Raw genomic sequence first — 21701 nt, 5'->3', positions numbered from 1 at the left:
CCATATGAGTAATGCATGAAAAATTCAGTTAACCTGCGCGGTATCGCCGCACAACTGGTTGAGCAGGTTATTGATAAAGGGCAATCTTTATCAACAGTTCTCCCACAAGCACAACGACAATTAGCCGACAAAGACCGAGCGCTACTACAAGAACTTAGTTTTGGGGTGATACGCTTCCTGCCGCAACTTGATCACATTATCCTACAATTAATGGATAAACCCATGAAAGGGAAGCAAAGGGTTATTCACTACTTGCTGATGGTTGGTATCTACCAACTTAAGCATACGCGTGTTCCCCCCCATGCAGCCCTCGCAGAGACAGTTCAGGCCGCTGTATCGCTGAAACGTCAAAGTTTTAAGGGTCTTATTAACGGTGTACTAAGAACTTATCAAAGGCGCCAATCAGAGTTTACCTTTGAACATGCCGCAGATTCAGTGAAATATCTTCACCCATCTTGGTTTATCAATAGAATAAAAGCCGCTTGGCCCGATGAATGGGTATCAATTGTTGAAGCAAACAATAGTCGTCCTCCGATGTGGTTAAGGGTTAATGCACTTCATCATTCGAGAGATGATTGGCTTAATATGCTACAAGAAGCGGGCTTCTCTGCGACAACGACCCCTCTCTCTCCTCAAGCTTTATGCCTTGAAAAACCGGTTGGCGTAACCTTGCTTCCTGGGTTTCACGATGGCTGGGTTACGGTACAAGATTTATCCGCCCAACGTTGTTCTCTTTATTTGGATCCTCAACCTGGTGAGAAAATCCTCGATATCTGTGCGGCACCCGGCGGAAAAACTACGCATATACTCGAACTTGCGAGGAACGCAGAGGTAACCGCCGTCGATATTGATGAACAACGTTTAGCGAGAGTAGCCGAAAACCTAGAGCGGTTAAATTTACCCGCAACGTTAATCTGTGGTGATGGTCGCTACCCAGATCAATGGCTTGACGATCAACGCTTTGATCGTATTCTTCTTGATGCACCGTGCTCTGCTACCGGTGTTATACGCCGCCACCCAGATATCAAATGGCTTAGACGAGATAATGATATTGCTGAGTTAGCATTACTGCAAAAAGAGATATTCGAAGCCGCTTGGAAGCGTCTTAAATCGGGCGGTACATTACTGTATGCAACCTGTTCTATCCTACCGGAAGAGAATAGCCGCCAAGTGGCAGACTTCATTGCTTCACATTCTGACGCAAGCCATGTAGCCCTTCCAGGAGGTACTGATCAAGGTTTACAGGTGCTACCTTCTGAATTAGGCGGCGACGGTTTCTTCTACGCAAAACTCATCAAACATTAATTTAACGATAAGAGTGTCACGACGATGAAAATTATTATCCTGGGTGCCGGTCAAGTTGGCGGGACGCTTGCAGAAAATCTAGTGGGCGAGAATAATGATGTGACCGTCGTGGACACTGACCCAACGCGTTTACGTGGTTTACAAGATAAGTTCGATCTTCGGGTCGTAACCGGTTCAGGATCGCATCCCCGTACTTTAGAAGAAGCCGGTGCGGAAGATGCCGATATGTTGGTGGCCGTCACAAGCTCTGATGAAACCAATATGATTGCCTGTCAGATTGCTTACACGCTATTTAATACCCCGAATCGTATTGCCCGTATCCGTGCATCAGAATATTTACACGATATGGATAAGCTGTTTATCCCCGAAGCGATCCCTATAGATCATTTAATCGCCCCAGAACAATTAGTGATCGATAATATTTTTAGACTGATTGAGTATCCTGGTGCATTGCAAGTCGTAAACTTTGCTGATGATAAAGTCAGCCTCGCAGTAGTCAAAGCTTATTATGGTGGCCCACTTGTTGGAAATCCGCTTTCTACAATGCGTGAACATATGCCTCATATAGAAAGTCGAGTGTCTGCAATTTTTAGGCAAGACCGGCCTATTCGGCCTCAAGGTACCACCATCATTGAAGCCGGAGATGAAGTATTCTTTATTGCTGCCAATCAGCATATTCGTGCCGTAATGAGTGAAATGCAGCGTCTGGAAAAACCCTATAAGAGAATTATGCTTGTGGGCGGGGGAAACATTGGCTTCGGCTTAGCGAAGAAACTCGAAAAGCAATACAGTATTAAGCTAATCGAACGTAATAAAGAACGCGCGGCTGAGCTGGCCCAACAGCTTAATAATACTACCGTGTTTTATGGTGATGCTTCGGATCAGGAACTCTTGGCTGAAGAGAATATCGATCAAGTCGATCTGTTCATTGCTGTCACCAACGATGATGAAGCTAATATTATGTCTGCCATGTTAGCGAAGAAGATGGGAGCAAAGAAAGCAATGGTCTTGATCCAAAGACGTGCTTACGTCGATCTAGTCCAAGGCAGTGTTATCGACATCGCTATATCCCCTCAACAAGCGACTATATCGGCTTTACTAGGTCATGTCAGGAAAGCTGATATTGTTAGCGTACATTCATTACGCAGAGGGATAGCTGAAGCCATCGAAGCTATTGCCCATGGAGAAGAAAGCACCTCACGGGTAGTAGGAAGAACCATCCAAGAAATAAAATTACCTCCAGGAACAATTATCGGTGCGATTGTAAGAGGAGATGAGGTCATTATCGCTAATGATAAGACAAGAATCGAGCAAGCCGATCATGTCATCATGTTTTTAACTGACAAGAAATATGTAAGTGACGTCGAGAAGCTTTTCCAACCAAGTCCATTCTTCTTGTAGAGTGATGTAGGCATTCATTAACGGGCATACGTAGTAATATAAAATTTATTTTAGTAAAGTACCGTTTCATTCATCTTATAAGGGAATAGCCTGCATGAGTTTATTTAAAGAGTTTCGTGATTTTGCTATGCGTGGGAATGTTGTCGATTTAGCTGTCGGTGTGGTAATTGGTGCTGCATTCGGGAAGATCGTCTCTTCTCTCGTTGCCAACATTATTATGCCGCCACTAGGACTACTGATTGGTGGTATCGATTTCAAAAATATGGCGGTCACGCTGAAACCTGCCGTAGGCGATACGCCAGCGGTGCTTTTACAGTATGGTATCTTCATTCAGTCAATTTTCGATTTTATCATCATCGCATTTGCTATTTTCTTGGCGATTAAAGTGATGAACAAGCTTTATAAGAAGAAAGAAGTTGAGAAGCCGGTCGCTAAACCTAGCGCAGAAGAAGTACTACTTACAGAGATCCGTGATCTGTTAAAAACGAAACAATAAGCCTCGTTAAGGAGCCATAACAGATTGTTATGGCTTTTTTAATTCTCATTTTTACCTAATAGCTTACTCTTCACATCCTCTCCGTACACATCGTCTTCAAGAGACTGAGTCGATAACCCCGCCTGAGATATTTTCAGTTTGATCAATGCCAAATGGGCATGGTAAGTAGAACGTTCCTCAGCATTGGTCGCATTAACAAGAAGTGTCTGGAGAGTAAGAGCCTCTTGTCGAAGCTGTAGCGCTTCAGGTAAGAAGCCGCTCATTTTTAATATTCGATGAGACATTCTTAAATCTTCGGGTACCTGGCTATCATCATCAAGTAGCAACGGTTTACCCGCGCCAGGTAGATTATCAAACTTACCTTGTTGCTGTGCTTCCTGCAGTTGGCGTTCAACAAGTGAATCGAGAAACAGCATAATCGTCACCCAGTAAATTCGAGAAAATAAAAAACCCGCCGAAGCGGGTTTTTTAATTGCATCAACTAACAGATTACTCTGCAGCTTCAGCTTGAGCTTCAGGACGATCAACGAGCTCGATGTAAGCCATCGGGGCGTTGTCTCCAGCACGGAAGCCACACTTAAGAATACGAGTGTAACCACCAGTGCGGCTCGCGAAACGCGGGCCTAACTCATTAAATAATTTTGCCACGATCTCGTTATCGCGAGTACGGGCGAATGCTAGACGACGGTTTGCAACATTGTCAGTCTTAGCAAGTGTAATCAGCGGCTCAACAACGCGACGCAGTTCTTTAGCCTTTGGTAAAGTCGTCTTGATAATTTCGTGACGGACTAATGAACCAGCCATGTTACGGAACATAGCCTGGCGATGGCTGCTGTTACGGTTCAGTTGACGACCACTCTTACGATGGCGCATGACCTTATCCTTCTCAGTGAAACCTTAACCTGTGATCCGGTTACTCATCTGCAATGCTTGCAGGTGGCCAATTTTCTAGGCGCATGCCCAGAGAAAGTCCACGTGAAGCCAGCACATCTTTAATCTCAGTAAGAGATTTTTTACCAAGGTTAGGCGTCTTAAGAAGCTCAACCTCAGTACGTTGTACCAGATCACCGATGTAGTGGATAGCTTCTGCTTTCAAGCAGTTAGCAGAGCGGACAGTCAATTCCAGATCGTCAACAGGGCGCAGCAAGATCGGATCGAATTCTGGTTTCTCTTCTTTAACTTCTGGTTGACGTACATCACGTAAATCAACAAAAGCATCAAGTTGTTCAGCCAGAATGGTCGCTGCACGACGAATCGCCTCTTCAGGATCGATTGTGCCGTTAGTTTCCATTTCGATGACTAGCTTGTCCAAATCTGTACGTTGCTCTACGCGAGCTGCTTCAACATTGTAGGCAATACGGTCTACAGGGCTGTAGCAAGCATCTACTAACAAACGTCCAATTGGGCGCTCATCTTCTTCCGAATGAATTCGGGCAGAAGCCGGCACATAACCGCGACCACGCTGAACTTTGATACGCATATTTACAGATGCGCTCTCGTCAGTAAGGTGGCAAATCACATGCTGTGGCTTGACGATTTCGACATCACCATCATGGGTAATGTCGGCTGCAGTCACAGGGCCAATGCCAGATTTATTCAAAGTTAGAATAACTTCATCTTTACCTTGAACTCTTACCGCAAGCCCTTTCAGGTTGAGCAGGATTTCGAGAATATCTTCTTGGATCCCTTCTTTGGTGCTGTACTCATGAAGTACACCATCAATTTCAACCTCGGTCACCGCGCAACCCGGCATGGATGAAAGCAGAATACGGCGCAGTGCGTTACCTAAAGTATGGCCAAAGCCACGCTCTAATGGTTCAAGGGTCACCTTGGCGTGCGTCGAACTAACTTGCTCGATATCTACCAGGCGCGGTTTTAGAAACTCTGTCACAGAACCCTGCATTGTGTCCTCTCTTTGGTACTCAAGCTTTACTTGGAGTAAAGCTCGACGATCAGGTGCTCGTTAATGTCCGCAGACAGATCAGTACGCTCAGGCTTACGCTTAAACACACCTTCCATCTTAGCTGCATCAACTTCTAGCCAGGTTGGCTTTTCACGTTGTTCTGACAGCTCAAGAGCCGCCTTAACGCGAGCTTGCTTTTTGGCTTTCTCACGGATGCTTACAACATCATTCGGAGATACCTGATAAGAAGCGATGTTAACAACGTGACCATTTACCAGAATTGACTTGTGGCTAACTAACTGGCGCGATTCAGCACGAGTAGCTCCAAAGCCCATACGGTAAACGACGTTATCCAGACGGCCTTCCAGCAACGCTAACAGGTTTTCACCGGTGTTGCCTTTCAGACGAGCTGCTTCTTGATAATAGTTACGGAATTGACGCTCAAGAACACCGTACATACGACGAACTTTTTGTTTTTCACGTAACTGACCGCCGTAGTCAGACAGACGCGGTTTACGCGCACCGTGTTGACCAGGGGCTTGTTCAATCTTACACTTGGAATCAATCGCGCGAACGCCAGACTTAAGGAATAAGTCGGTGCCCTCACGACGGCTCAGCTTGAGCTTAGGACCCAAATATCTTGCCATTTTCTTTCTCCAACTAACCTAGAAACAGGCGCGTTATACGCGACGTTTCTTCGGCGGACGACAACCGTTGTGAGGGATCGGAGTCACATCAGTAATATTAGTGATGCGGAAACCAGCGGCGTTCAGTGCACGAATCGTTGATTCGCGTCCTGGACCCGGACCCTTTACCATAACTTCCAGGTTTTTAATACCGTAATCTTTTACAGCTTCTGCACAGCGCTCTGCAGCGACCTGAGCAGCGAACGGCGTAGATTTACGTGAACCACGGAAACCGGAACCACCGGCTGTTGCCCAACCCAATGCGTTACCCTGACGATCAGTAATAGTAACGATGGTGTTGTTAAAAGACGCATGGACATGAGCCACGCCGTCTGAGACTTGTTTTCTTACACGCTTACGTGCACGAACTGGTGCCTTTGCCATTATTTACTCACCCCGATTATTTCTTGATCGGTTTGCGCGGACCCTTACGGGTACGTGCATTGGTCTTGGTGCGCTGACCGCGAACCGGAAGACCACGACGATGACGCAAACCACGGTAGCAACCAAGGTCCATAAGACGCTTGATGCTCAGGGTAACTTCACGACGCAGATCACCTTCAACAACGAATTTGCCAACTGCTTCACGCAGCTGCTCAATCTGTTCTTCAGACAGCTCACTGATCTTAACATCTTCAGCAATACCCGTTGAAGCGCAAATGGCTTTTGAACGAGTTTTACCGATACCGAAGATTGCAGTTAATGCAATAACGGTGTGTTTATGATCAGGAATGTTAATGCCTGCTATACGGGCCACTATGCACTCCTATTACTAATTAACTGTATTCTCATGCTGAAAAGCCCGTTTTCAGGATACTCAAATGAAGAATACACTTACATAAAAAAGATTGGCTGGCTAATCTAGCCAGCTCAACCCGACTTTGCAAGAAAAATCTGCAATAAATCAGCCTTGACGCTGTTTATGCTTTGGTTCTACGCTGCAAATCACACGTACGACACCGTCGCGACGAACGATTTTGCAGTTACGACACATTTTCTTGACGGAAGCACGAACTTTCATTTTTACTCTCCGTAACTTCTCAAGCGCCTAAATTAACGGCCTTGGCCTTTTAGGTTTGCTTTTTTCAATGCAGACTCGTATTGACTAGACATCATCAGAGTTTGCACTTGAGCCATAAAGTCCATGATAACAACGACAACAATTAGCAGTGATGTACCACCAAAGCTAAATGGAACATTCATCGCATCACGCATGAACTCCGGGATCAGGCAGATAAAGGTAATATACAGGGCGCCAATAAGAGTAAGGCGCGTCATCACTTTATCGATGTACCTCGCCGTTTGCTCTCCCGGACGTATACCCGGTACAAATGCGCCGGACTTCTTCAAATTATCTGCAGTTTCACGCGGGTTGAAGACCAACGCCGTATAGAAAAAGCAGAAGAAGATGATAGCAGTTGCGTATAGTAACACATAAAGTGGCTGACCTGGTGCTAAATTATCCGAAATAGCACTTAACCATGACCACCCAGTACTTCCGCCGAACCAGGAGGTTAACGTCGCTGGGAACAGAATGATACTGGATGCGAAAATAGCTGGAATAACTCCCGCCATATTCACTTTTAAAGGTAAATGTGTACTTTGCGCAGCATATACGCGACGGCCTTGTTGACGTTTAGCGTAATTAACGACGATACGACGCTGACCACGTTCTACGAAAATAACAAAGTAAGTCACTGCAAATACTAAAACTGCAACCAACAACAATAAGAGGAAGTGTAGGCCGCCTTGCCGTGCTTGCTCGATGGTATGGCCAACGGCCTGCGGAAGACCCGCAACAATACCAGCAAAGATAATGATCGAGATACCGTTACCGATACCTCGTTCAGTAATCTGTTCACCTAGCCACATTAGGAACATTGTTCCTGTAACCAGGCTTACAACAGCGGTAACGTAAAAAGCAATGCCTGGATTGATAACCAATCCCTGCATGCCTGGCATGTTGGGCAATCCGGTAGCAATACCGATCGCTTGGAACACTGCCAGTACGAGAGTACCGTAACGGGTATACTGGCTAATCTTACGACGACCAGACTCCCCTTCCTTCTTGATCTCTGCTAACGCTGGATGAACCACTGTCAACAGTTGGATAATAATGGACGCAGAAATATACGGCATTATCCCCAGAGCAAAAATAGAAGCACGGCTCAGAGCACCACCAGAGAACATGTTAAACATGTCAATGATGGTGCCACGCTGTTGCTCGAGCAATTTAGCAAGAACTGTGGCATCAATACCAGGAATTGGAATAAAAGAACCAATTCGGAAGACAATTAGGGCACCAATTACAAACATTAGTCTGCGTTTTAGTTCACCTAGCCCGCCCTTGGCACTTTGAAAATCTAATCCCGGTTGTTTAGCCATCAGTTCAATTATTCCTCGATTTTACCGCCAGCAGCTTCGATAGCAGCACGAGCACCTTTGGTGACGCGCAGACCACGAATAGTTACTGGTGCGGTAACTTCACCAGAAAGAATCACTTTCGCAAATTCGATCTGTACACCAATAATGTTGGCTGCTTTCAGTGTATTCAGGTCAACGATACCGCCTTCAACTTTCGCTAGGTCAGACAGACGGATCTCTGTAGTGACCATAGATTTGCGAGAGGTGAAACCAAATTTTGGTAGACGACGGTATAAAGGCATCTGACCACCTTCAAAACCGCGACGTACGCCACCGCCAGAACGAGACTTCTGACCTTTGTGACCACGGCCACCGGTTTTACCGACGCCAGAACCAATACCACGACCTAAACGCTTAGCGGCGTGCTTAGACCCTTCGGCCGGAGACAGAGTATTTAAACGCATCTGTTACTCCTCCACTTTAACCATGTAGGAAACCGCGTTAACCATACCGCGAACCGCAGGAGTATCCTCACGTTCAACAGTATGACCAATACGACGTAACCCTAAGCCCAGAAGTGTTGCCTTATGCTTTGGCAGACGACCGATTGCACTGCGGGTTTGAGTAATTTTAATAGTCTTAGCCATGATAATTACCCCAGAATTTCTTCAACGGATTTACCACGCTTGGCAGCGACCATATCTGGAGATTTCATATTGCTCAGACCATCAATAGTTGCACGAACCACGTTAATCGGGTTAGTAGAACCATATGCTTTAGAAAGAACGTTATGAACTCCAGCAACTTCTAGTACTGCACGCATTGCACCACCGGCAATGATACCTGTACCTTCAGAAGCCGGCTGCATGAACACACGGGAACCAGTATGAACACCTTTAACAGGGTGTTGCAGGGTACCGTTAGTCAGCGCGACATTAACCATGTTGCGACGGGCTTTTTCCATCGCTTTCTGGATTGCTGCTGGAACTTCGCGCGCTTTACCGTAACCAAAACCAACGCGACCGTTACCATCACCTACCACAGTCAATGCTGTGAAGGAGAAAATACGACCACCTTTAACAGTTTTAGAAACACGGTTTACCGCGATCAGTTTTTCCTGCAGTTCGCCAGCTTGTTTCTCGATGTGTGACATCTTAGACCTCTACCTTAGAACTGAAGGCCAGCTTCACGGGCAGCATCTGCCAGTGCCTGGACACGACCATGATATTGGAAACCAGAACGATCGAAAGAAACACCTGTGATGCCTTTTTCAATTGCGCGCTCTGCAATAGCTTTACCTACTGCAATTGCTGCGTCCTTGTTACCAGTGTACTTCAGTTGTTCAGCGATAGCTTTTTCTATAGTAGAAGCAGCAACCAGAACTTCGGAACCGTTCGGAGCGATTACCTGTGCGTAAATATGACGCGGGGTACGATGTACCACCAGGCGTGTAGCACCCAGCTCTTTGAGCTTGCGACGCGCACGGGTCGCACGACGGATACGAGCAGATTTCTTATCCATAGTGTTACCTTACTTCTTCTTAGCCTCTTTGATACGCACGACTTCGTCGGCGTAACGGACACCCTTGCCTTTGTAAGGCTCAGGACGACGGTAGGCGCGCAAGTCCGCTGCAACCTGTCCAATTACCTGCTTATCAGCACCTTTCAGTACGATTTCAGTTTGAGTTGGACATTCGGCAGTGATTCCCGCAGGCAATTTGTGCTCAACAGGGTGAGAAAATCCCAGTGAGAGGTTCACTGAAGAACCTTTAATAGCCGCACGATAACCAACACCGACTAACTGCAGCTTCTTGGTGAAGCCTTCGGTAACACCGATAACCATTGAGTTTAACAGAGCGCGCGCAGTACCTGCTTGCGCCCATGCATCAGCGAAACCTTCGCGAGGTGCGAAAGTTAAAGCGTTATCTGCATGTTTAACTTCAACAGCTTTGTTGATAGTACGAGACAGCTCGCCGTTTTTACCTTTAATCGATACTTCCTGACCGTTGATTTTTACGTCGACGCCGGCAGGAACAACGACAGGTGCTTTAGCAACACGAGACATTTTACCCTCCGATTACGCTACGTAGCAGATAATTTCGCCACCAAGACCAGCTTGGCGCGCTGCACGATCAGTCATAACACCTTTAGATGTAGAAACAACTGCGATACCTAAACCAGCCATAACTTTTGGCAGCTCATCTTTTCTTTTATAGATGCGCAGGCCTGGGCGGCTTACTCGCTGAATGCTTTCTACAACAGCCTTTCCTTCGAAGTACTTTAAAGTCACTTCGAGTTCTGGCTTGATGTCGCCTTCAATTTTAAAATCTTCAATATAACCTTCTTCCTTCAGCACGTTGGCGATTGCCAATTTCAGCTTGGAGGAAGGCATGGTGACCGCAACTTTGTTCGCGGACTGACCGTTACGGATACGGGTCAGCATATCCGCGATCGGATCTTGCATGCTCATCAGTGTCTACTCCCGTGATTCAATTGGTGACAATTACCAGCTAGCCTTTTTCAAGCCAGGTACTTCACCGCGCATAGCGGCTTCACGTAACTTGATACGGCTCAGCCCGAACTTACCTACATAACCGTGTGGACGGCCAGTTTGGCGGCAACGATTACGCTGACGGGACGGGCTGGAATCACGCGGCAGTGACTGAAGCTTGAGAACAGCATTCCAACGATCTTCGTCAGAAGCGTTCACATCAGAGATGATCGCTTTCAGTTCAGCGCGTTTCGCGAAGAATTTGTCTGCTAATTTTACACGCTTAACTTCACGTGCTTTCATTGATTGCTTAGCCATTAGTAACCCTACCTTACTTACGGAACGGGAAGTTAAAGGCTGCCAGCAGAGCACGGCCTTCATCATCAGATTTCGCAGTAGTGGTAATGGTAATATCCAAACCACGGACGCGATCGACTTTATCGTAGTCGATTTCTGGGAAGATGATCTGCTCACGGACACCCATGCTGTAGTTACCACGTCCATCGAAAGACTTCGCAGATAAACCACGGAAGTCACGAATACGAGGTACAGCAATAGTGATCAGGCGGTCAAAGAATTCCCACATACGTTCGCCACGTAGGGTTACTTTACAGCCGATCGGATAGCCCTGACGGATTTTGAAGCCTGCAACAGATTTGCGTGCTTTGGTGACTAACGGCTTTTGACCGGAGATTGATGCTAAATCAGCTGCTGCGTTATCCAGCAGTTTCTTATCAGCAATCGCTTCACCAACACCCATGTTCAGGGTAATCTTCTCGACCCGAGGGACTTGCATGACTGAATTGTAGTTAAACTCAGTCATGAGCTTCTTAACTACTTCGTCTTTGTAGTAATCATGCAGTTTCGCCATCGTACTACTCCAAATTACTTGATAGTTTCGCTGTTAGACTTGAAGAAACGGACTTTTTTGCCGTCTTCGAATCTAAAGCCTACACGGTCTGCCTTACCAGTAGCCGCATTGAAGATTGCAAGGTTGGAAAGCTCGATTGCTGCTTCTTTCTCAACGATGCCACCTGGTTGATTCATCGCCGGTACAGGCTTCTGATGTTTCTTAACCAGATTGATCCCTTCAACAATAACTTTGCTGGAAGACAATACATTTTTTACTTTACCGCGTTTACCTTTATCTTTACCGGTCAACACGATAACTTCGTCGTTACAACGGATTTTAGCTGCCATGGCTCGCTCCTTAGAGTACTTCTGGTGCCAGAGAGATAATTTTCATGAACTTTTCAGTACGAAGTTCACGAGTTACCGGCCCAAAAATACGCGTTCCGATAGGTTGCTCGCTGTTATTGTTTAAAATAACGCATGCATTACCATCGAAGCGAATGACAGAACCGTCGGGGCGACGAACACCCTTCTTGGTGCGCACCACTACCGCCTTCAGGACATCACCCTTCTTAACTTTACCACGAGGAATTGCTTCCTTGATGGTAACTTTGATGATATCACCGACGCCTGCGTAGCGACGGTGCGAGCCACCCAGAACCTTGATACACATTACGCTACGTGCACCGGAGTTGTCGGCGACGTTTAGCATAGTCTGTTCTTGGATCATTTTAGTGCTCCGCTAATGTCAACTACTACTTCGGGACCTACAATTACTAGGTCGTTTAAAAGCCCCATTACCGAGGGCGCGGCATTATAACACCGCTTCTCGCAGATGGGTAGAAAAAATAAACGGCTCTTGCGAGCCGTCTATCTGTTTTCACAGAAAAGAGATTCTATTACAGAACCGCTTTTTCCACAACACGAACAAGTGTCCAAGACTTAGTCTTAGATAGTGGACGGCATTCGCGGATTTCTACCACGTCACCGATTCCACATTCATTGTTCTCATCATGGATGTGAAGCTTAGTCGTACGCTTGATGAATTTACCGTAGATCGGGTGCTTCACGAAACGTTCGATAGCAACAACTGCAGATTTTTGCATTTTGTCACTAACTACACGACCTTGCAAAGTACGAATTTTATCGGTCATTACGCACCCGCCTTTTGAGTCAGTAAAGTCTTAACACGTGCAACATCACGACGAGCTTGTTTCAGCAGATGTGTCTGCTGAAGCTGGCCAGATGCTGCCTGCATGCGCAGGTTAAACTGTTCACGCAGGAGGTTAAGCAGCTCAGTGTTCAGTTCTTCAACACTTTTTTCACGCAGCTCAGTTGCTTTCATTACATCACCGTCTTAGTTACAAAGGTGGTTTTGATAGGCAGTTTTGCTGCTGCCAGCTTAAATGCCTCACGGGCCAGCTCTTCTGGTACGCCGTCCATTTCATAAAGGACTTTGCCAGGCTGGATTAGGGCAACCCAATACTCTACGTTACCCTTACCTTTACCCATACGCACTTCAAGCGGCTTCTCAGTAATTGGTTTGTCCGGGAATACACGGATCCAAATTTTACCTTGACGCTTAACTGCACGGGTCATAGCACGACGTGCTGCTTCGATCTGACGAGCAGTCAGACGACCACGGCCAACAGCTTTCAGACCGAAAGTACCGAAGCTGATATCCGTGCCCTGCGCTAGACCGCGGTTACGGCCTTTGTGCACTTTACGGAATTTCGTACGCTTTGGTTGTAACATAGCGACTCTCCTTACTTACGGCCTTTACGCTGCTGCTTTTTAGGTTGAGCAGCCGGTTTTTCCGATTGTTCAACAGCAGCCATACCACCCAGGATCTCACCTTTGAAGATCCATACCTTAACGCCGATTACACCATAAGTGGTGTGCGCTTCAGAAGTGTTGTAATCAATGTCTGCACGCAGAGTGTGCAATGGAACACGACCTTCACGGTACCATTCGGTACGTGCGATCTCAGCTCCGCCTAAACGGCCACTAACTTCAACTTTAATTCCTTTAGCGCCAAGACGCATTGCGTTCTGTACAGCACGCTTCATTGCACGACGGAACATAACACGACGTTCCAGCTGTGAAGTGATGCTGTCAGCAACCAATTTAGCGTCCAGTTCCGGTTTACGGACTTCGGCGATATTGATCTGAGCAGGAACGCCAGCGATTTTCGCGACGACCGTACGCAGTTTTTCTACGTCTTCACCTTTCTTACCGATGACGATACCAGGGCGAGCAGTGTGAATGGTTACACGAATGCTTTTAGCTGGACGCTCGATAACGATACGAGATACAGACGCTTTAGCCAGTTCTTTAGTCAGGAACTGACGTACTTTAAAATCGCTGTCTAGGTTGTCAGCGAATTCTTTGGTATTGGCGAACCAAGTAGAGTTCCAGGGTTTAACAATACCCAGGCGAATACCATTAGGATGTACTTTCTGACCCATTGCTAGTCTCCAGAGTCTCAGCGATCGGACACAACCACAGTAATGTGGCTGGTGCGCTTCAGGATACGATCTGCACGACCTTTTGCACGCGGCATAATACGCTTCATGCTTGGGCCTTCATCTACGAAAATTTTCGTAACTTTCAGATCATCAATGTCAGCGCCATCGTTGTGTTCAGCGTTAGCAATGGCAGATTCTAAGACTTTCTTAACCAATACAGCCGCTTTTTTATTGGTGTAGGTTAGAATGTCCAGAGCCTGCGACACTTTCTTACCGCGTACTAGATCCGCTACCAGACGAACCTTCTGCGCAGAAGAACGAGCGTGGCGATGTTTAGCGATAGTTTCCATCTCTTCCTCCTGCCTTAGCGTTTCTTAGCTTTCTTATCAGCCGCGTGGCCGCGATAAGTACGAGTCGGCGCAAATTCACCTAACTTGTGACCGACCATTTCGTCGGAAACAAATACAGGTACGTGCTGACGACCATTATGGACAGCGATGGTCAAACCGATCATGTTAGGAAAGATCGTTGAACGACGGGACCAAGTGCGCAAAGGCTTCTTGTCTCCGCTTTCCACCGCTTTCTCTACCTTCTTCAGCAAGTGCAGGTCAATAAAAGGACCTTTCTTGAGAGAACGTGGCATGGCTTATCCTCTAATATTATTTTTTGCTACGGCGACGTACGATAAACTTATCAGTACGCTTGTTGCTACGGGTCTTCTTACCTTTGGTTTGAACGCCCCACGGAGTTACCGGGTGCTTACCAAAGTTACGACCTTCACCACCACCGTGCGGGTGATCGACTGGGTTCATTGCAGTACCGCGAACGGTAGGACGAACACCACGCCAGCGAGTTGCACCTGCTTTACCAAGTACGCGAAGCATATGCTCAGCGTTACCGACTTCACCTAATGTCGCGCGGCAGTCAGCTTCAACTTTACGCATTTCACCAGAACGAAGACGCAGGGTAACGTAAGAACCGTCACGAGCAATGATTTGCACGTAAGCACCAGCTGAACGAGCCAATTGGCCGCCCTTACCTGGTTTCATTTCTACGTTATGAACAGTAGAACCTACTGGGATGTTGCGCATAGGCAGGGTGTTACCTGCTTTGATTGCTGCATCAACGCCAGATTGGATCTGATCACCAGCTTTCAGGCCTTTAGGGGCCAGGATGTAACGACGCTCACCGTCTTTGTACAGAACCAGTGCAATGTTTGCAGAACGGTTCGGATCATACTCAAGACGTTCAACAACTGCTGGGATACCATCTTTATTGCGTTTAAAGTCAACAATACGATATGCACGCTTGTGACCACCACCGATATGACGGGTAGTGATACGTCCGTTGTTGTTACGACCACCAGACTTGCTGTTTTTTTCCAGCAGTGGGGCGTATGGCTTGCCTTTGTGCAGCTCTGGGTTCACCACTTTAACTACGTGGCGACGACCCGGAGATGTCGGTTTACATTTAACAATTGCCATTGTTTCTCTCCTCCGACTTACTCTGCGCCGCCGACGAAGTCCAGATTCTGGCCTTCTTTCAGGGTCACGTAAGCTTTTTTCCAGTCGCTACGACGACCAACACGCTGTCCGTGACGCTTAACTTTACCTTTAACCAGTAAAGTGTTCACATCTTTAACTTCAACTTCGAACAGCTTTTCTACGGCAGCTACGATTTCTGCTTTGGTCGCGTCTTTTGCAACTTTGAGTACGATGGTGTTTGATTTTTCCATCGCGGCAGACGCTTTTTCAGAAACGTGCGGTGCGCGCACTACTTTCAGCAGACGTTCTTCACGAATCATGCCAGCATCTCCTCAACTTGCTTAACTGCGTCAGCAGTCATTACGACTTTGTCGAAGGCAATCAAGCTAACTGGATCGATTCCTGCTGCATCACGCACATCAACCTTGTACAGGTTACGCGCTGCTAGGAACAGATTCTCATCCAGTTCACCAGTGATGATCAGTACATCTTCCAATGCCATATCTTTCAGTTTCTGTGCCAGCAGCTTAGTTTTAGGCGCTTCAACAGAGAACTTTTCGACAACGATCAGACGTTCTTGACGTACCAGTTCAGACAGAATGCTTTTCAGCGCTCCACGGTACATCTTTTTGTTAACTTTCTGACTGTGGTCCTGCGGACGTGCAGCGAAGGTTACTCCACCAGAACGCCAGATTGGGCTCTTAGCAGAACCAGCACGTGCACGGCCAGTACCTTTTTGACGCCATGGTTTCTTTCCAGAACCAGTGACTTCGGCACGAGTTTTTTGCGCACGGGTACCTTGACGGGCACCTGCTGCGTAAGCAACAACAACCTGGTGAACCAGCGCTTCGTTAAAATCACGACCGAAGGTAGTTTCGGAAACAGTCAGCGCGCTCTGCGCGTCTTTCAATACTAATTCCATTGCTATCCCCTTACGCCTTCACAGCTGGTTTAACAATCAGGTCGCTACCGGTAGCTCCCGGGACAGCACCTTTGACCAGCAGCAGGTTGCGTTCTGCGTCTACGCGAACGACTTCTAAGCTCTGAACGGTTACACGCTCATTACCTAATTGACCTGCCATTTTCTTGCCTTTGAACACTTTGCCCGGAGTCTGGTTCTGACCGATAGAACCCGGAACGCGGTGAGACAAGGAGTTACCGTGGGTCGCGTCCTGGGTACGGAAGTTCCAGCGCTTAACGGTACCTGCGAAACCTTTACCTTTAGAGGTGCCAGTTACATCTACTTTTTTAACGTCAGCGAAAATTTCAACACTGATGCTTTGACCAACGGTGTATTCTGCGCTTTCAGCACGGAATTCCCATAAGCCACGGCCAGCTTCAACGCCAGCTTTAGCAAAATGACCTGCTTCTGGTTTAACTACACGGTTTGCTTTTTTAGCACCAGTAGTGACCTGAATAGCTTGGTAACCGTCGTTTTCCAGGCTCTTAACCTGAGTAACGCGGTTTGCTTCAACTTCGATTACGGTTACTGGGATAGAAACGCCTTCTTCAGTGAAGATACGCGTCATGCCCACTTTCTTACCGACTAAACCAATCATTGTATCAACCTCTCAATCGCTCGATGTCCTGATTAACCCAGGCTGATCTGCACGTCAACACCTGCAGCCAGGTCTAGACGCATCAGAGCATCAACGGTTTTTTCAGTTGGCTCAACGATGTCTACCAGACGTTTGTGAGTGCGAATTTCGTACTGATCACGCGCATCTTTGTTAACGTGCGGAGAAATCAGAACGGTAAAGCGCTCTTTACGAGTCGGCAGCGGGATCGGACCACGTACTTGCGCACCAGTGCGCTTAGCAGTTTCGACGATTTCCGCGGTTGATTGATCGATCAGACGATGATCAAACGCTTTAAGACGAATACGGATTCTTTGGTTCTGCATGAGACCAGAGCTCCAAACATTTTATAAACGAAAATGATTACTCCTCGTGCCCATTACGATTGATGGGAGAGTGTAATCGTTCAGCATATAACTCCCCAATCGGGAGTATTATTAGAGGTAGCAAATCGCTACTCTGCGATTCTGCTCGAATCGCGCTCCTATTACGAGCAAGCCAGCGCATTATACTTATAAATGACTTCAATGCAACCCTTGTCTGGTTTTTGTACATTGCGACTCAACTCACCCTGTAGGTTACATTATTTTGTTGAATGCGAGCTTAATTCAATACTCGCCCTCAATGACGCTAATGTGTTAAGGCATGCCATGTCTACGGGTCTCATTCTACTCACTCTCTTAGACATCATTCATTAAAGGTGATAGGTATGCTTATTATCAACCTACTAGCACTGGCTTACCTACTGCTTGACCTTATAAGACGTGCATTACTGACCTTTACCCCCTCGCAAAGTGCTTTAGCATGGTGGGGTTCAGCGGTTAATTTTAACGACGTTGGGCAAACTTTCCTTTCAGCAATACCATTACCTTTTCAATTCTTGATTAAACAGTATTTGGCTTTTTTCCTTTGCCTATATCTTGCCTCACAAGCACTACAAGGTCTTTTACCAATACCTATTGTTGTTCTCGGTCTCTTTGGCACGATACTGCTGCTATTGGCGTGCATTGATTGGTTTTACTTTCTGCTTCCTAACCCTCTCACTCTTTTACTGATGGTAACAGGAGCCTTCTCATCCATCTCCTTATTTGGCGTGGAACCCATGAATATTACCCTAAGATGTACTGCCTGTTACGGAGTGTTATGTGTGGTTCAAGGCGTATATTACTCATTAAGACATAAAGTAGGTCTGGGATCAGGAGATGTGAAATTGATCACTGCGTTAGCCTGTTGGTTCGACCTCTACCAACTCTCTTTTCTGATTCTTTTCGCTTCGATGATCGCCCTCCCCTTTTGTTTATTACAGTATCGTGGCCTCCGCTCCTTACTCGCTGTTGTCATACCCTTTGGTACCTTTTTATCTTTGTCAGCAATTTATTGCGCATACCTTTTCCATAGGGATTTCTTAATGCTCTTTTAGTCACTATGTATTCTTTGCCCAACGACGATTGATGAGAAAGTAGCCAATGATTATTACGCTAAGCAACACCGATACCAGATGTAAAAGCTCATTACCCATCAATGTTATGCTATTACCCTTAACCATTATGCCCCTAATCACACGCATAAAATGGGTAAGAGGGATGAGATTTCCCAACCACTGAGACCATTGTGGCATAGCCTCGAAGGGGGAGAGAAAACCAGATAGCATATTAGAAAAGAGAAAATAGAATGAGAGCAACTGCATTGCTTGAAGCTGATTAGTAATAATAGTTGTTACGCTCACTCCTATCACTACACTTAATAGAATAAATAGAGACGATACTGCTAACAGTTCGCCATAGGATCCTTTCATTGGGATATCCAAAAACGTAACACTTATACCCAGCATCAAATTCAATTGCAGTAATCCTATCATCACGTAAGGGATAGCCTTCCCGCTTAGGTACACAAAAGGACTAACCCCTGAACCTCTAATATGCTGTAAGGTACCCCGCTCTCTTTCTCTAACGATCGATAAGCAAACCATAAGCATAGGCATGATGGATAAAATAATACCCATTAATCCGGGTACGATATTAATTTGAGAGTCACCCTTTGGATTAAACCATTTTCTGAAGACAACGTTCGTTTTCCTCGATGAGTCGTTCGCTATAGAAGAATAATTATAGCTATCTCGATATTCAGTGTTTTCTATAAGGTACTGCAAAGTCTGCAAGGCATTTGCAGTACTACTGGGATCGGTGGCGTCGGTTTCGACAAGTATGTCCGAATTACTATCAGTGATGATACCTTTAGAATAGTCATTAGGAATATGTACTAGTATTTTCACTAAACCCAATGAAAATTTTCTCCTTGCGACTATTTCTTCATGCACAACAGAAATATTAAAGTAGCCGCTATTATTCATTGCAGAAATTAAGCTTCGGGAAAATAAAGAATTATCGTGGTCTATCACGATTGTGGTTACGTTCCTTGCATCCAAATTCACTGAATAACCCATTACAACTAAGTTTATGACGGGCATCATGAGTATCATTAAAATGATCACTCTATCTCTGATTATTTCTCTGATTTCTTTCTGTACTAGTGCCAGGAGTATTTTTAGGTTAATCATCGACACGTCATACCTTAATTACTCGACAAACTATAAAGTAAAGCATCCAACGGCGTAGGTATTTGATTAAAGCTAATATTAGGGTGTTTTATTTTCAATGTCTCAAATTACAAATAACCTGTTACGGATATTGACTTTGCTCTTGGGATAATTTGTAGATCGTCCTTACAAGATAGCTCAGCGTTCAAATGCTCCAACCCCTCCCCTTCTATAAGATAAGTAGGTATATTTTGAGAGGAAAATAATTCTTCTAAATTTCCTGTAAACCGTAACACTCCATTTTTTAAGTAAACCAAGTGATGACATTTTTCAATTTCGTCAATTGCATGGGTGACGATTAAAATCGTCATACCCTCACTCGCAAGTTCAAATATTAACGTCTAGAATTCCTTACGTGCTAATGGGTTAATGCTTGCTGTAGGTTCATCTAAAAAAAGTATTTTAGGGCGGTGAATGATCGCACAGGCCAATGATAATTTCTGTTTCCATCCTCCCGATAGATTCTTCGCTAAAGTATTTCTAAAGCGTTCTAATCCCAATCTAATGATCAGTTTTTCAGATTCTGCGTCAAATTTTCTTACATTTCGCATTTTCCCTATAAAGACAAGGTTCTCAAGTACTGTCAAGGACTCCCATAACGTGAAGTATTGAGTCATGTAACCTACATTTTTTTTAATATAGGCTTGTTCTGTGGAGATATCGTAACCCATGCAAAATCCTTGGCCGCTATCGCTGGGAATCATTCCACATATAATATTTATCATTGTCGACTTACCGCTACCATTTGGACCAATAAATCCAACAATTTGTCCTTGGAGGATATTGAGGGTTACATCGTTTATGACTTTTACATCGTCAAATGACTTATGTATATTATTAAGAATAATACATTCTTCTCTCATAGCATAATCTCTACGGGCGTTCCTGCAGGTAGATCGATATTTCTATCTTTAAATTTAGCTTCGATTAAATAAACAAAAGTGTCATTTTTATCATCGTATAACATTGGGGGAGTATATTCTGGCTTGGGCGAGATATAGTCAATCATCGCTTCATGATCTTTATTAATATCATTTACTCTGATTAAAATAGAATCACTAAGTTTTATTTTATATAACTGCTTCCTATTGATATAAAATTTAATCTTTTTTCTTCCGTCAGGCACCATGATGAGAACAGGATTACCCGGAGAAGTTAACTCCCCTTTCTTTCTTAAGATATCGTGAATAATTCCGTCGGTAGGACTTTTAACTTCAGATTGAGAGATATTATATTTATTATTTTCAATATCAACATCTATCTTCTCAATTTTAATCTTCTGGGCAATCAATTCATCAATCCTTGCCGGAAGCATTTTATTATTTAAGTCGGCGGTTATTTTCTTCAAACTATTTCTTTTAATAGCTAAGTTAAGCTCCTCACTCTCAATGTCTTCTTTAGAAAGGAAACCTTTATCTCGTAACTTTCTTTTCCTTTCTAAAGTAGACTCTGCTTTAACTATTTCCCTCTGCAACCTATCTATATCTATATCAATAAGTTCTCTTTCACTTTTTCTTATACCCTTCTCCATATTCCTAAGTATCGCCTCTTCGTACTTTTTATCCCTCTCTAATTTCTCTCCCGTTTTTCTAAGTGTATAGTCATCGGTCTTAAAAAAGATACCCCCGATTTTAACTTTATTTCCCTTATTAATATCCATACTCTTAATCTCTGATGAATTTCCTATCGATAAATATATATACTCATCCTCGATATATCCCATAGTACTATTTTTATAATCTTCACAACCGGAGAGAGTAAATATATTTATTATTATATATATTAATATCTTTGAATTCATGGCATTGCAATCAGACAATTTAAGATTGATGGGATTATATTCCCCACATAAAATAAAACAAACAATATTTTCTTTTTAATATGGGTGGGCTTTTATAAGGCTATTAGTAATTCATAAGTTTAAATATATTATTAATTGTAAAATTTATTTGTGGCAAAAAAAAAGAGCGCCTTAGCGCCCTTTTTTAGCAAAATTATCTCAATTAAGCGATAACTTTAGCAACAACACCCGCACCTACAGTACGGCCACCTTCACGGATTGCGAAACGTAAGCCGTCA

The 21701-nt window shown here is 45.0% G+C and carries 38 protein-coding genes; 4 read left to right on the top strand and 34 right to left on the bottom strand.

The genetic code is table 11. The features are described 5' to 3' along the window. The first annotated feature begins 15 nt into the window (after positions 1 to 15). The 3 genes from rsmB (at position 16) to mscL (ending at position 3202) form a co-directional block, all read left to right on the top strand. Positions 16 to 1305, top strand: a complete 1290-nt coding sequence (gene rsmB / locus HGT71_RS15355; RefSeq protein ID WP_214218553.1) for a 16S rRNA (cytosine(967)-C(5))-methyltransferase RsmB — start codon at positions 16 to 18, stop codon at positions 1303 to 1305. A 24-nt stretch (positions 1306 to 1329) separates the two neighbouring features. Beyond that, entirely contained in the window at positions 1330 to 2706 is a 1377-nt protein-coding gene (trkA, locus tag HGT71_RS15350) for a Trk system potassium transporter TrkA (protein ID WP_214218550.1), read from the top strand. A gap of 94 nt (positions 2707 to 2800) precedes the next feature. Then, positions 2801 to 3202, top strand: a complete 402-nt coding sequence (mscL, locus tag HGT71_RS15345; protein WP_071433407.1) for a large-conductance mechanosensitive channel protein MscL — start codon at positions 2801 to 2803, stop codon at positions 3200 to 3202. A gap of 38 nt (positions 3203 to 3240) precedes the next feature. Here mscL and HGT71_RS15340 read toward each other — a convergent pair whose 3' ends face one another. The 29 genes from HGT71_RS15340 to rpsJ all read right to left on the bottom strand — a co-directional run bounded on the left by HGT71_RS15340 (position 3241) and on the right by rpsJ (position 17352). Beyond that, on the bottom strand, positions 3241 to 3618 hold the full coding sequence (locus HGT71_RS15340; RefSeq protein ID WP_214218549.1) for a DnaJ family domain-containing protein: 378 nt from the start codon (positions 3616 to 3618) through the stop codon (positions 3241 to 3243). Between the two features lie 73 nt (positions 3619 to 3691). Then, positions 3692 to 4075, bottom strand: a complete 384-nt coding sequence (rplQ, locus tag HGT71_RS15335; RefSeq protein ID WP_048912840.1) for a 50S ribosomal protein L17 — start codon at positions 4073 to 4075, stop codon at positions 3692 to 3694. 40 nt (positions 4076 to 4115) lie between these two features. Next, positions 4116 to 5105 carry a DNA-directed RNA polymerase subunit alpha gene (locus HGT71_RS15330; RefSeq protein WP_048912841.1) on the bottom strand — a complete coding sequence of 330 codons (990 nt, stop codon included), beginning with the start codon at positions 5103 to 5105 and terminating at the stop codon, positions 4116 to 4118. Between the two features lie 26 nt (positions 5106 to 5131). Further along, entirely contained in the window at positions 5132 to 5752 is a 621-nt protein-coding gene (gene rpsD, locus HGT71_RS15325) for a 30S ribosomal protein S4 (protein ID WP_048912842.1), read from the bottom strand. 33 nt (positions 5753 to 5785) lie between these two features. After that, positions 5786 to 6175: a 30S ribosomal protein S11 gene (gene rpsK / locus HGT71_RS15320; protein ID WP_004160563.1), complete on the bottom strand. Its 390-nt coding sequence runs from the start codon at positions 6173 to 6175 to the stop codon at positions 5786 to 5788. Positions 6176 to 6191: 16 nt separating this feature from the next. Next, the gene (gene rpsM, locus HGT71_RS15315) at positions 6192 to 6548 is read right to left on the bottom strand and encodes a 30S ribosomal protein S13 (protein WP_038016625.1); all 357 of its coding nucleotides are present in this window, start codon (positions 6546 to 6548) and stop codon (positions 6192 to 6194) included. A gap of 147 nt (positions 6549 to 6695) precedes the next feature. Further along, positions 6696 to 6812, bottom strand: a complete 117-nt coding sequence (gene rpmJ / locus HGT71_RS15310) for a 50S ribosomal protein L36 (protein ID WP_071433402.1) — start codon at positions 6810 to 6812, stop codon at positions 6696 to 6698. A gap of 32 nt (positions 6813 to 6844) precedes the next feature. After that, positions 6845 to 8176, bottom strand: coding sequence for a preprotein translocase subunit SecY (secY, locus tag HGT71_RS15305; protein ID WP_048912844.1), 1332 nt, complete (start codon positions 8174 to 8176; stop codon positions 6845 to 6847). A gap of 8 nt (positions 8177 to 8184) precedes the next feature. Next, positions 8185 to 8619, bottom strand: a complete 435-nt coding sequence (rplO, locus tag HGT71_RS15300; protein WP_048912845.1) for a 50S ribosomal protein L15 — start codon at positions 8617 to 8619, stop codon at positions 8185 to 8187. A gap of 3 nt (positions 8620 to 8622) precedes the next feature. Next, positions 8623 to 8802, bottom strand: a complete 180-nt coding sequence (rpmD, locus tag HGT71_RS15295; RefSeq protein WP_004846568.1) for a 50S ribosomal protein L30 — start codon at positions 8800 to 8802, stop codon at positions 8623 to 8625. A gap of 5 nt (positions 8803 to 8807) precedes the next feature. Continuing rightward, complete coding sequence (rpsE, locus tag HGT71_RS15290; protein ID WP_048912846.1) at positions 8808 to 9308, bottom strand: 30S ribosomal protein S5; 501 nt, start codon at positions 9306 to 9308, stop codon at positions 8808 to 8810. A 14-nt stretch (positions 9309 to 9322) separates the two neighbouring features. After that, entirely contained in the window at positions 9323 to 9676 is a 354-nt protein-coding gene (gene rplR, locus HGT71_RS15285) for a 50S ribosomal protein L18 (protein ID WP_048912847.1), read from the bottom strand. Positions 9677 to 9685: 9 nt separating this feature from the next. After that, positions 9686 to 10219: a 50S ribosomal protein L6 gene (rplF, locus tag HGT71_RS15280; RefSeq protein WP_048912848.1), complete on the bottom strand. Its 534-nt coding sequence runs from the start codon at positions 10217 to 10219 to the stop codon at positions 9686 to 9688. Between the two features lie 12 nt (positions 10220 to 10231). After that, the gene (gene rpsH, locus HGT71_RS15275; RefSeq protein WP_048912849.1) at positions 10232 to 10624 is read right to left on the bottom strand and encodes a 30S ribosomal protein S8; all 393 of its coding nucleotides are present in this window, start codon (positions 10622 to 10624) and stop codon (positions 10232 to 10234) included. Positions 10625 to 10657: 33 nt separating this feature from the next. Beyond that, a complete protein-coding gene (rpsN, locus tag HGT71_RS15270; protein WP_048912850.1) occupies positions 10658 to 10963 on the bottom strand; it encodes a 30S ribosomal protein S14 in 306 nt (101 codons plus the stop codon). Between the two features lie 13 nt (positions 10964 to 10976). Then, positions 10977 to 11516 carry a 50S ribosomal protein L5 gene (gene rplE, locus HGT71_RS15265; RefSeq protein ID WP_048912851.1) on the bottom strand — a complete coding sequence of 180 codons (540 nt, stop codon included), beginning with the start codon at positions 11514 to 11516 and terminating at the stop codon, positions 10977 to 10979. A 14-nt stretch (positions 11517 to 11530) separates the two neighbouring features. Continuing rightward, positions 11531 to 11845, bottom strand: a complete 315-nt coding sequence (gene rplX / locus HGT71_RS15260) for a 50S ribosomal protein L24 (protein ID WP_048912852.1) — start codon at positions 11843 to 11845, stop codon at positions 11531 to 11533. A gap of 10 nt (positions 11846 to 11855) precedes the next feature. Further along, the gene (gene rplN, locus HGT71_RS15255; protein WP_048912853.1) at positions 11856 to 12227 is read right to left on the bottom strand and encodes a 50S ribosomal protein L14; all 372 of its coding nucleotides are present in this window, start codon (positions 12225 to 12227) and stop codon (positions 11856 to 11858) included. Between the two features lie 169 nt (positions 12228 to 12396). After that, complete coding sequence (gene rpsQ, locus HGT71_RS15250) at positions 12397 to 12651, bottom strand: 30S ribosomal protein S17 (RefSeq protein WP_013510766.1); 255 nt, start codon at positions 12649 to 12651, stop codon at positions 12397 to 12399. Continuing rightward, positions 12651 to 12842: a 50S ribosomal protein L29 gene (rpmC, locus tag HGT71_RS15245; protein ID WP_048912854.1), complete on the bottom strand. Its 192-nt coding sequence runs from the start codon at positions 12840 to 12842 to the stop codon at positions 12651 to 12653. Before rpmC ends, rpsQ begins: the two co-directional genes overlap by 1 nt. After that, positions 12842 to 13252, bottom strand: a complete 411-nt coding sequence (rplP, locus tag HGT71_RS15240) for a 50S ribosomal protein L16 (protein WP_014542598.1) — start codon at positions 13250 to 13252, stop codon at positions 12842 to 12844. Before rplP ends, rpmC begins: the two co-directional genes overlap by 1 nt. 11 nt (positions 13253 to 13263) lie before the next feature. Then, positions 13264 to 13965: a 30S ribosomal protein S3 gene (gene rpsC, locus HGT71_RS15235; RefSeq protein WP_048912855.1), complete on the bottom strand. Its 702-nt coding sequence runs from the start codon at positions 13963 to 13965 to the stop codon at positions 13264 to 13266. 17 nt (positions 13966 to 13982) lie between these two features. Continuing rightward, positions 13983 to 14315 carry a 50S ribosomal protein L22 gene (rplV, locus tag HGT71_RS15230; protein WP_000447532.1) on the bottom strand — a complete coding sequence of 111 codons (333 nt, stop codon included), beginning with the start codon at positions 14313 to 14315 and terminating at the stop codon, positions 13983 to 13985. A 14-nt stretch (positions 14316 to 14329) separates the two neighbouring features. Then, entirely contained in the window at positions 14330 to 14608 is a 279-nt protein-coding gene (gene rpsS / locus HGT71_RS15225; protein WP_004929772.1) for a 30S ribosomal protein S19, read from the bottom strand. A 16-nt stretch (positions 14609 to 14624) separates the two neighbouring features. Next, the gene (gene rplB, locus HGT71_RS15220; protein WP_048912856.1) at positions 14625 to 15449 is read right to left on the bottom strand and encodes a 50S ribosomal protein L2; all 825 of its coding nucleotides are present in this window, start codon (positions 15447 to 15449) and stop codon (positions 14625 to 14627) included. A 17-nt stretch (positions 15450 to 15466) separates the two neighbouring features. Continuing rightward, complete coding sequence (rplW, locus tag HGT71_RS15215) at positions 15467 to 15769, bottom strand: 50S ribosomal protein L23 (protein ID WP_048912857.1); 303 nt, start codon at positions 15767 to 15769, stop codon at positions 15467 to 15469. Then, entirely contained in the window at positions 15766 to 16371 is a 606-nt protein-coding gene (gene rplD, locus HGT71_RS15210; RefSeq protein WP_048912858.1) for a 50S ribosomal protein L4, read from the bottom strand. Before rplD ends, rplW begins: the two co-directional genes overlap by 4 nt. Before the next feature lie 10 nt (positions 16372 to 16381). After that, positions 16382 to 17008 (bottom strand): 50S ribosomal protein L3, encoded by a 627-nt coding sequence (rplC, locus tag HGT71_RS15205; protein WP_048912859.1) that lies wholly within the window; start codon positions 17006 to 17008, stop codon positions 16382 to 16384. A 32-nt stretch (positions 17009 to 17040) separates the two neighbouring features. Next, positions 17041 to 17352, bottom strand: coding sequence for a 30S ribosomal protein S10 (rpsJ, locus tag HGT71_RS15200; RefSeq protein WP_001181005.1), 312 nt, complete (start codon positions 17350 to 17352; stop codon positions 17041 to 17043). A 383-nt stretch (positions 17353 to 17735) separates the two neighbouring features. Here rpsJ and HGT71_RS15195 point away from each other — a divergent pair, with 383 nt between their 5' ends. Further along, positions 17736 to 18446, top strand: a complete 711-nt coding sequence (locus HGT71_RS15195; protein WP_214218548.1) for a prepilin peptidase — start codon at positions 17736 to 17738, stop codon at positions 18444 to 18446. Positions 18447 to 18449: 3 nt separating this feature from the next. Here HGT71_RS15195 and HGT71_RS15190 read toward each other — a convergent pair whose 3' ends face one another. The 5 genes from HGT71_RS15190 to HGT71_RS15170 all read right to left on the bottom strand — a co-directional run. Next, positions 18450 to 19583: an ABC transporter permease gene (locus tag HGT71_RS15190; protein ID WP_214218547.1), complete on the bottom strand. Its 1134-nt coding sequence runs from the start codon at positions 19581 to 19583 to the stop codon at positions 18450 to 18452. Between the two features lie 107 nt (positions 19584 to 19690). Then, the gene (locus HGT71_RS15185; RefSeq protein WP_214218546.1) at positions 19691 to 19933 is read right to left on the bottom strand and encodes a hypothetical protein; all 243 of its coding nucleotides are present in this window, start codon (positions 19931 to 19933) and stop codon (positions 19691 to 19693) included. Positions 19934 to 19963: 30 nt separating this feature from the next. Continuing rightward, a complete protein-coding gene (locus HGT71_RS15180) occupies positions 19964 to 20485 on the bottom strand; it encodes an ABC transporter ATP-binding protein (protein ID WP_214218545.1) in 522 nt (173 codons plus the stop codon). Beyond that, complete coding sequence (locus tag HGT71_RS15175) at positions 20482 to 21423, bottom strand: HlyD family secretion protein (protein WP_214218544.1); 942 nt, start codon at positions 21421 to 21423, stop codon at positions 20482 to 20484. Before HGT71_RS15175 ends, HGT71_RS15180 begins: the two co-directional genes overlap by 4 nt. A 202-nt stretch (positions 21424 to 21625) precedes the next feature. Then, positions 21626 to 21701, bottom strand: a 76-nt coding sequence (locus tag HGT71_RS15170; protein WP_197724836.1) for an EF-Tu C-terminal domain-related protein, incomplete at its 5' end; no start/stop codon positions are given.

This window comes from Rosenbergiella epipactidis, from assembly GCF_018494055.1.
In the GTDB taxonomy this organism is placed as follows: Bacteria; Pseudomonadota; Gammaproteobacteria; order Enterobacterales; family Enterobacteriaceae; genus Rosenbergiella; species Rosenbergiella epipactidis.
This window is presented reverse-complemented; position numbering and strand designations above follow the sequence as displayed.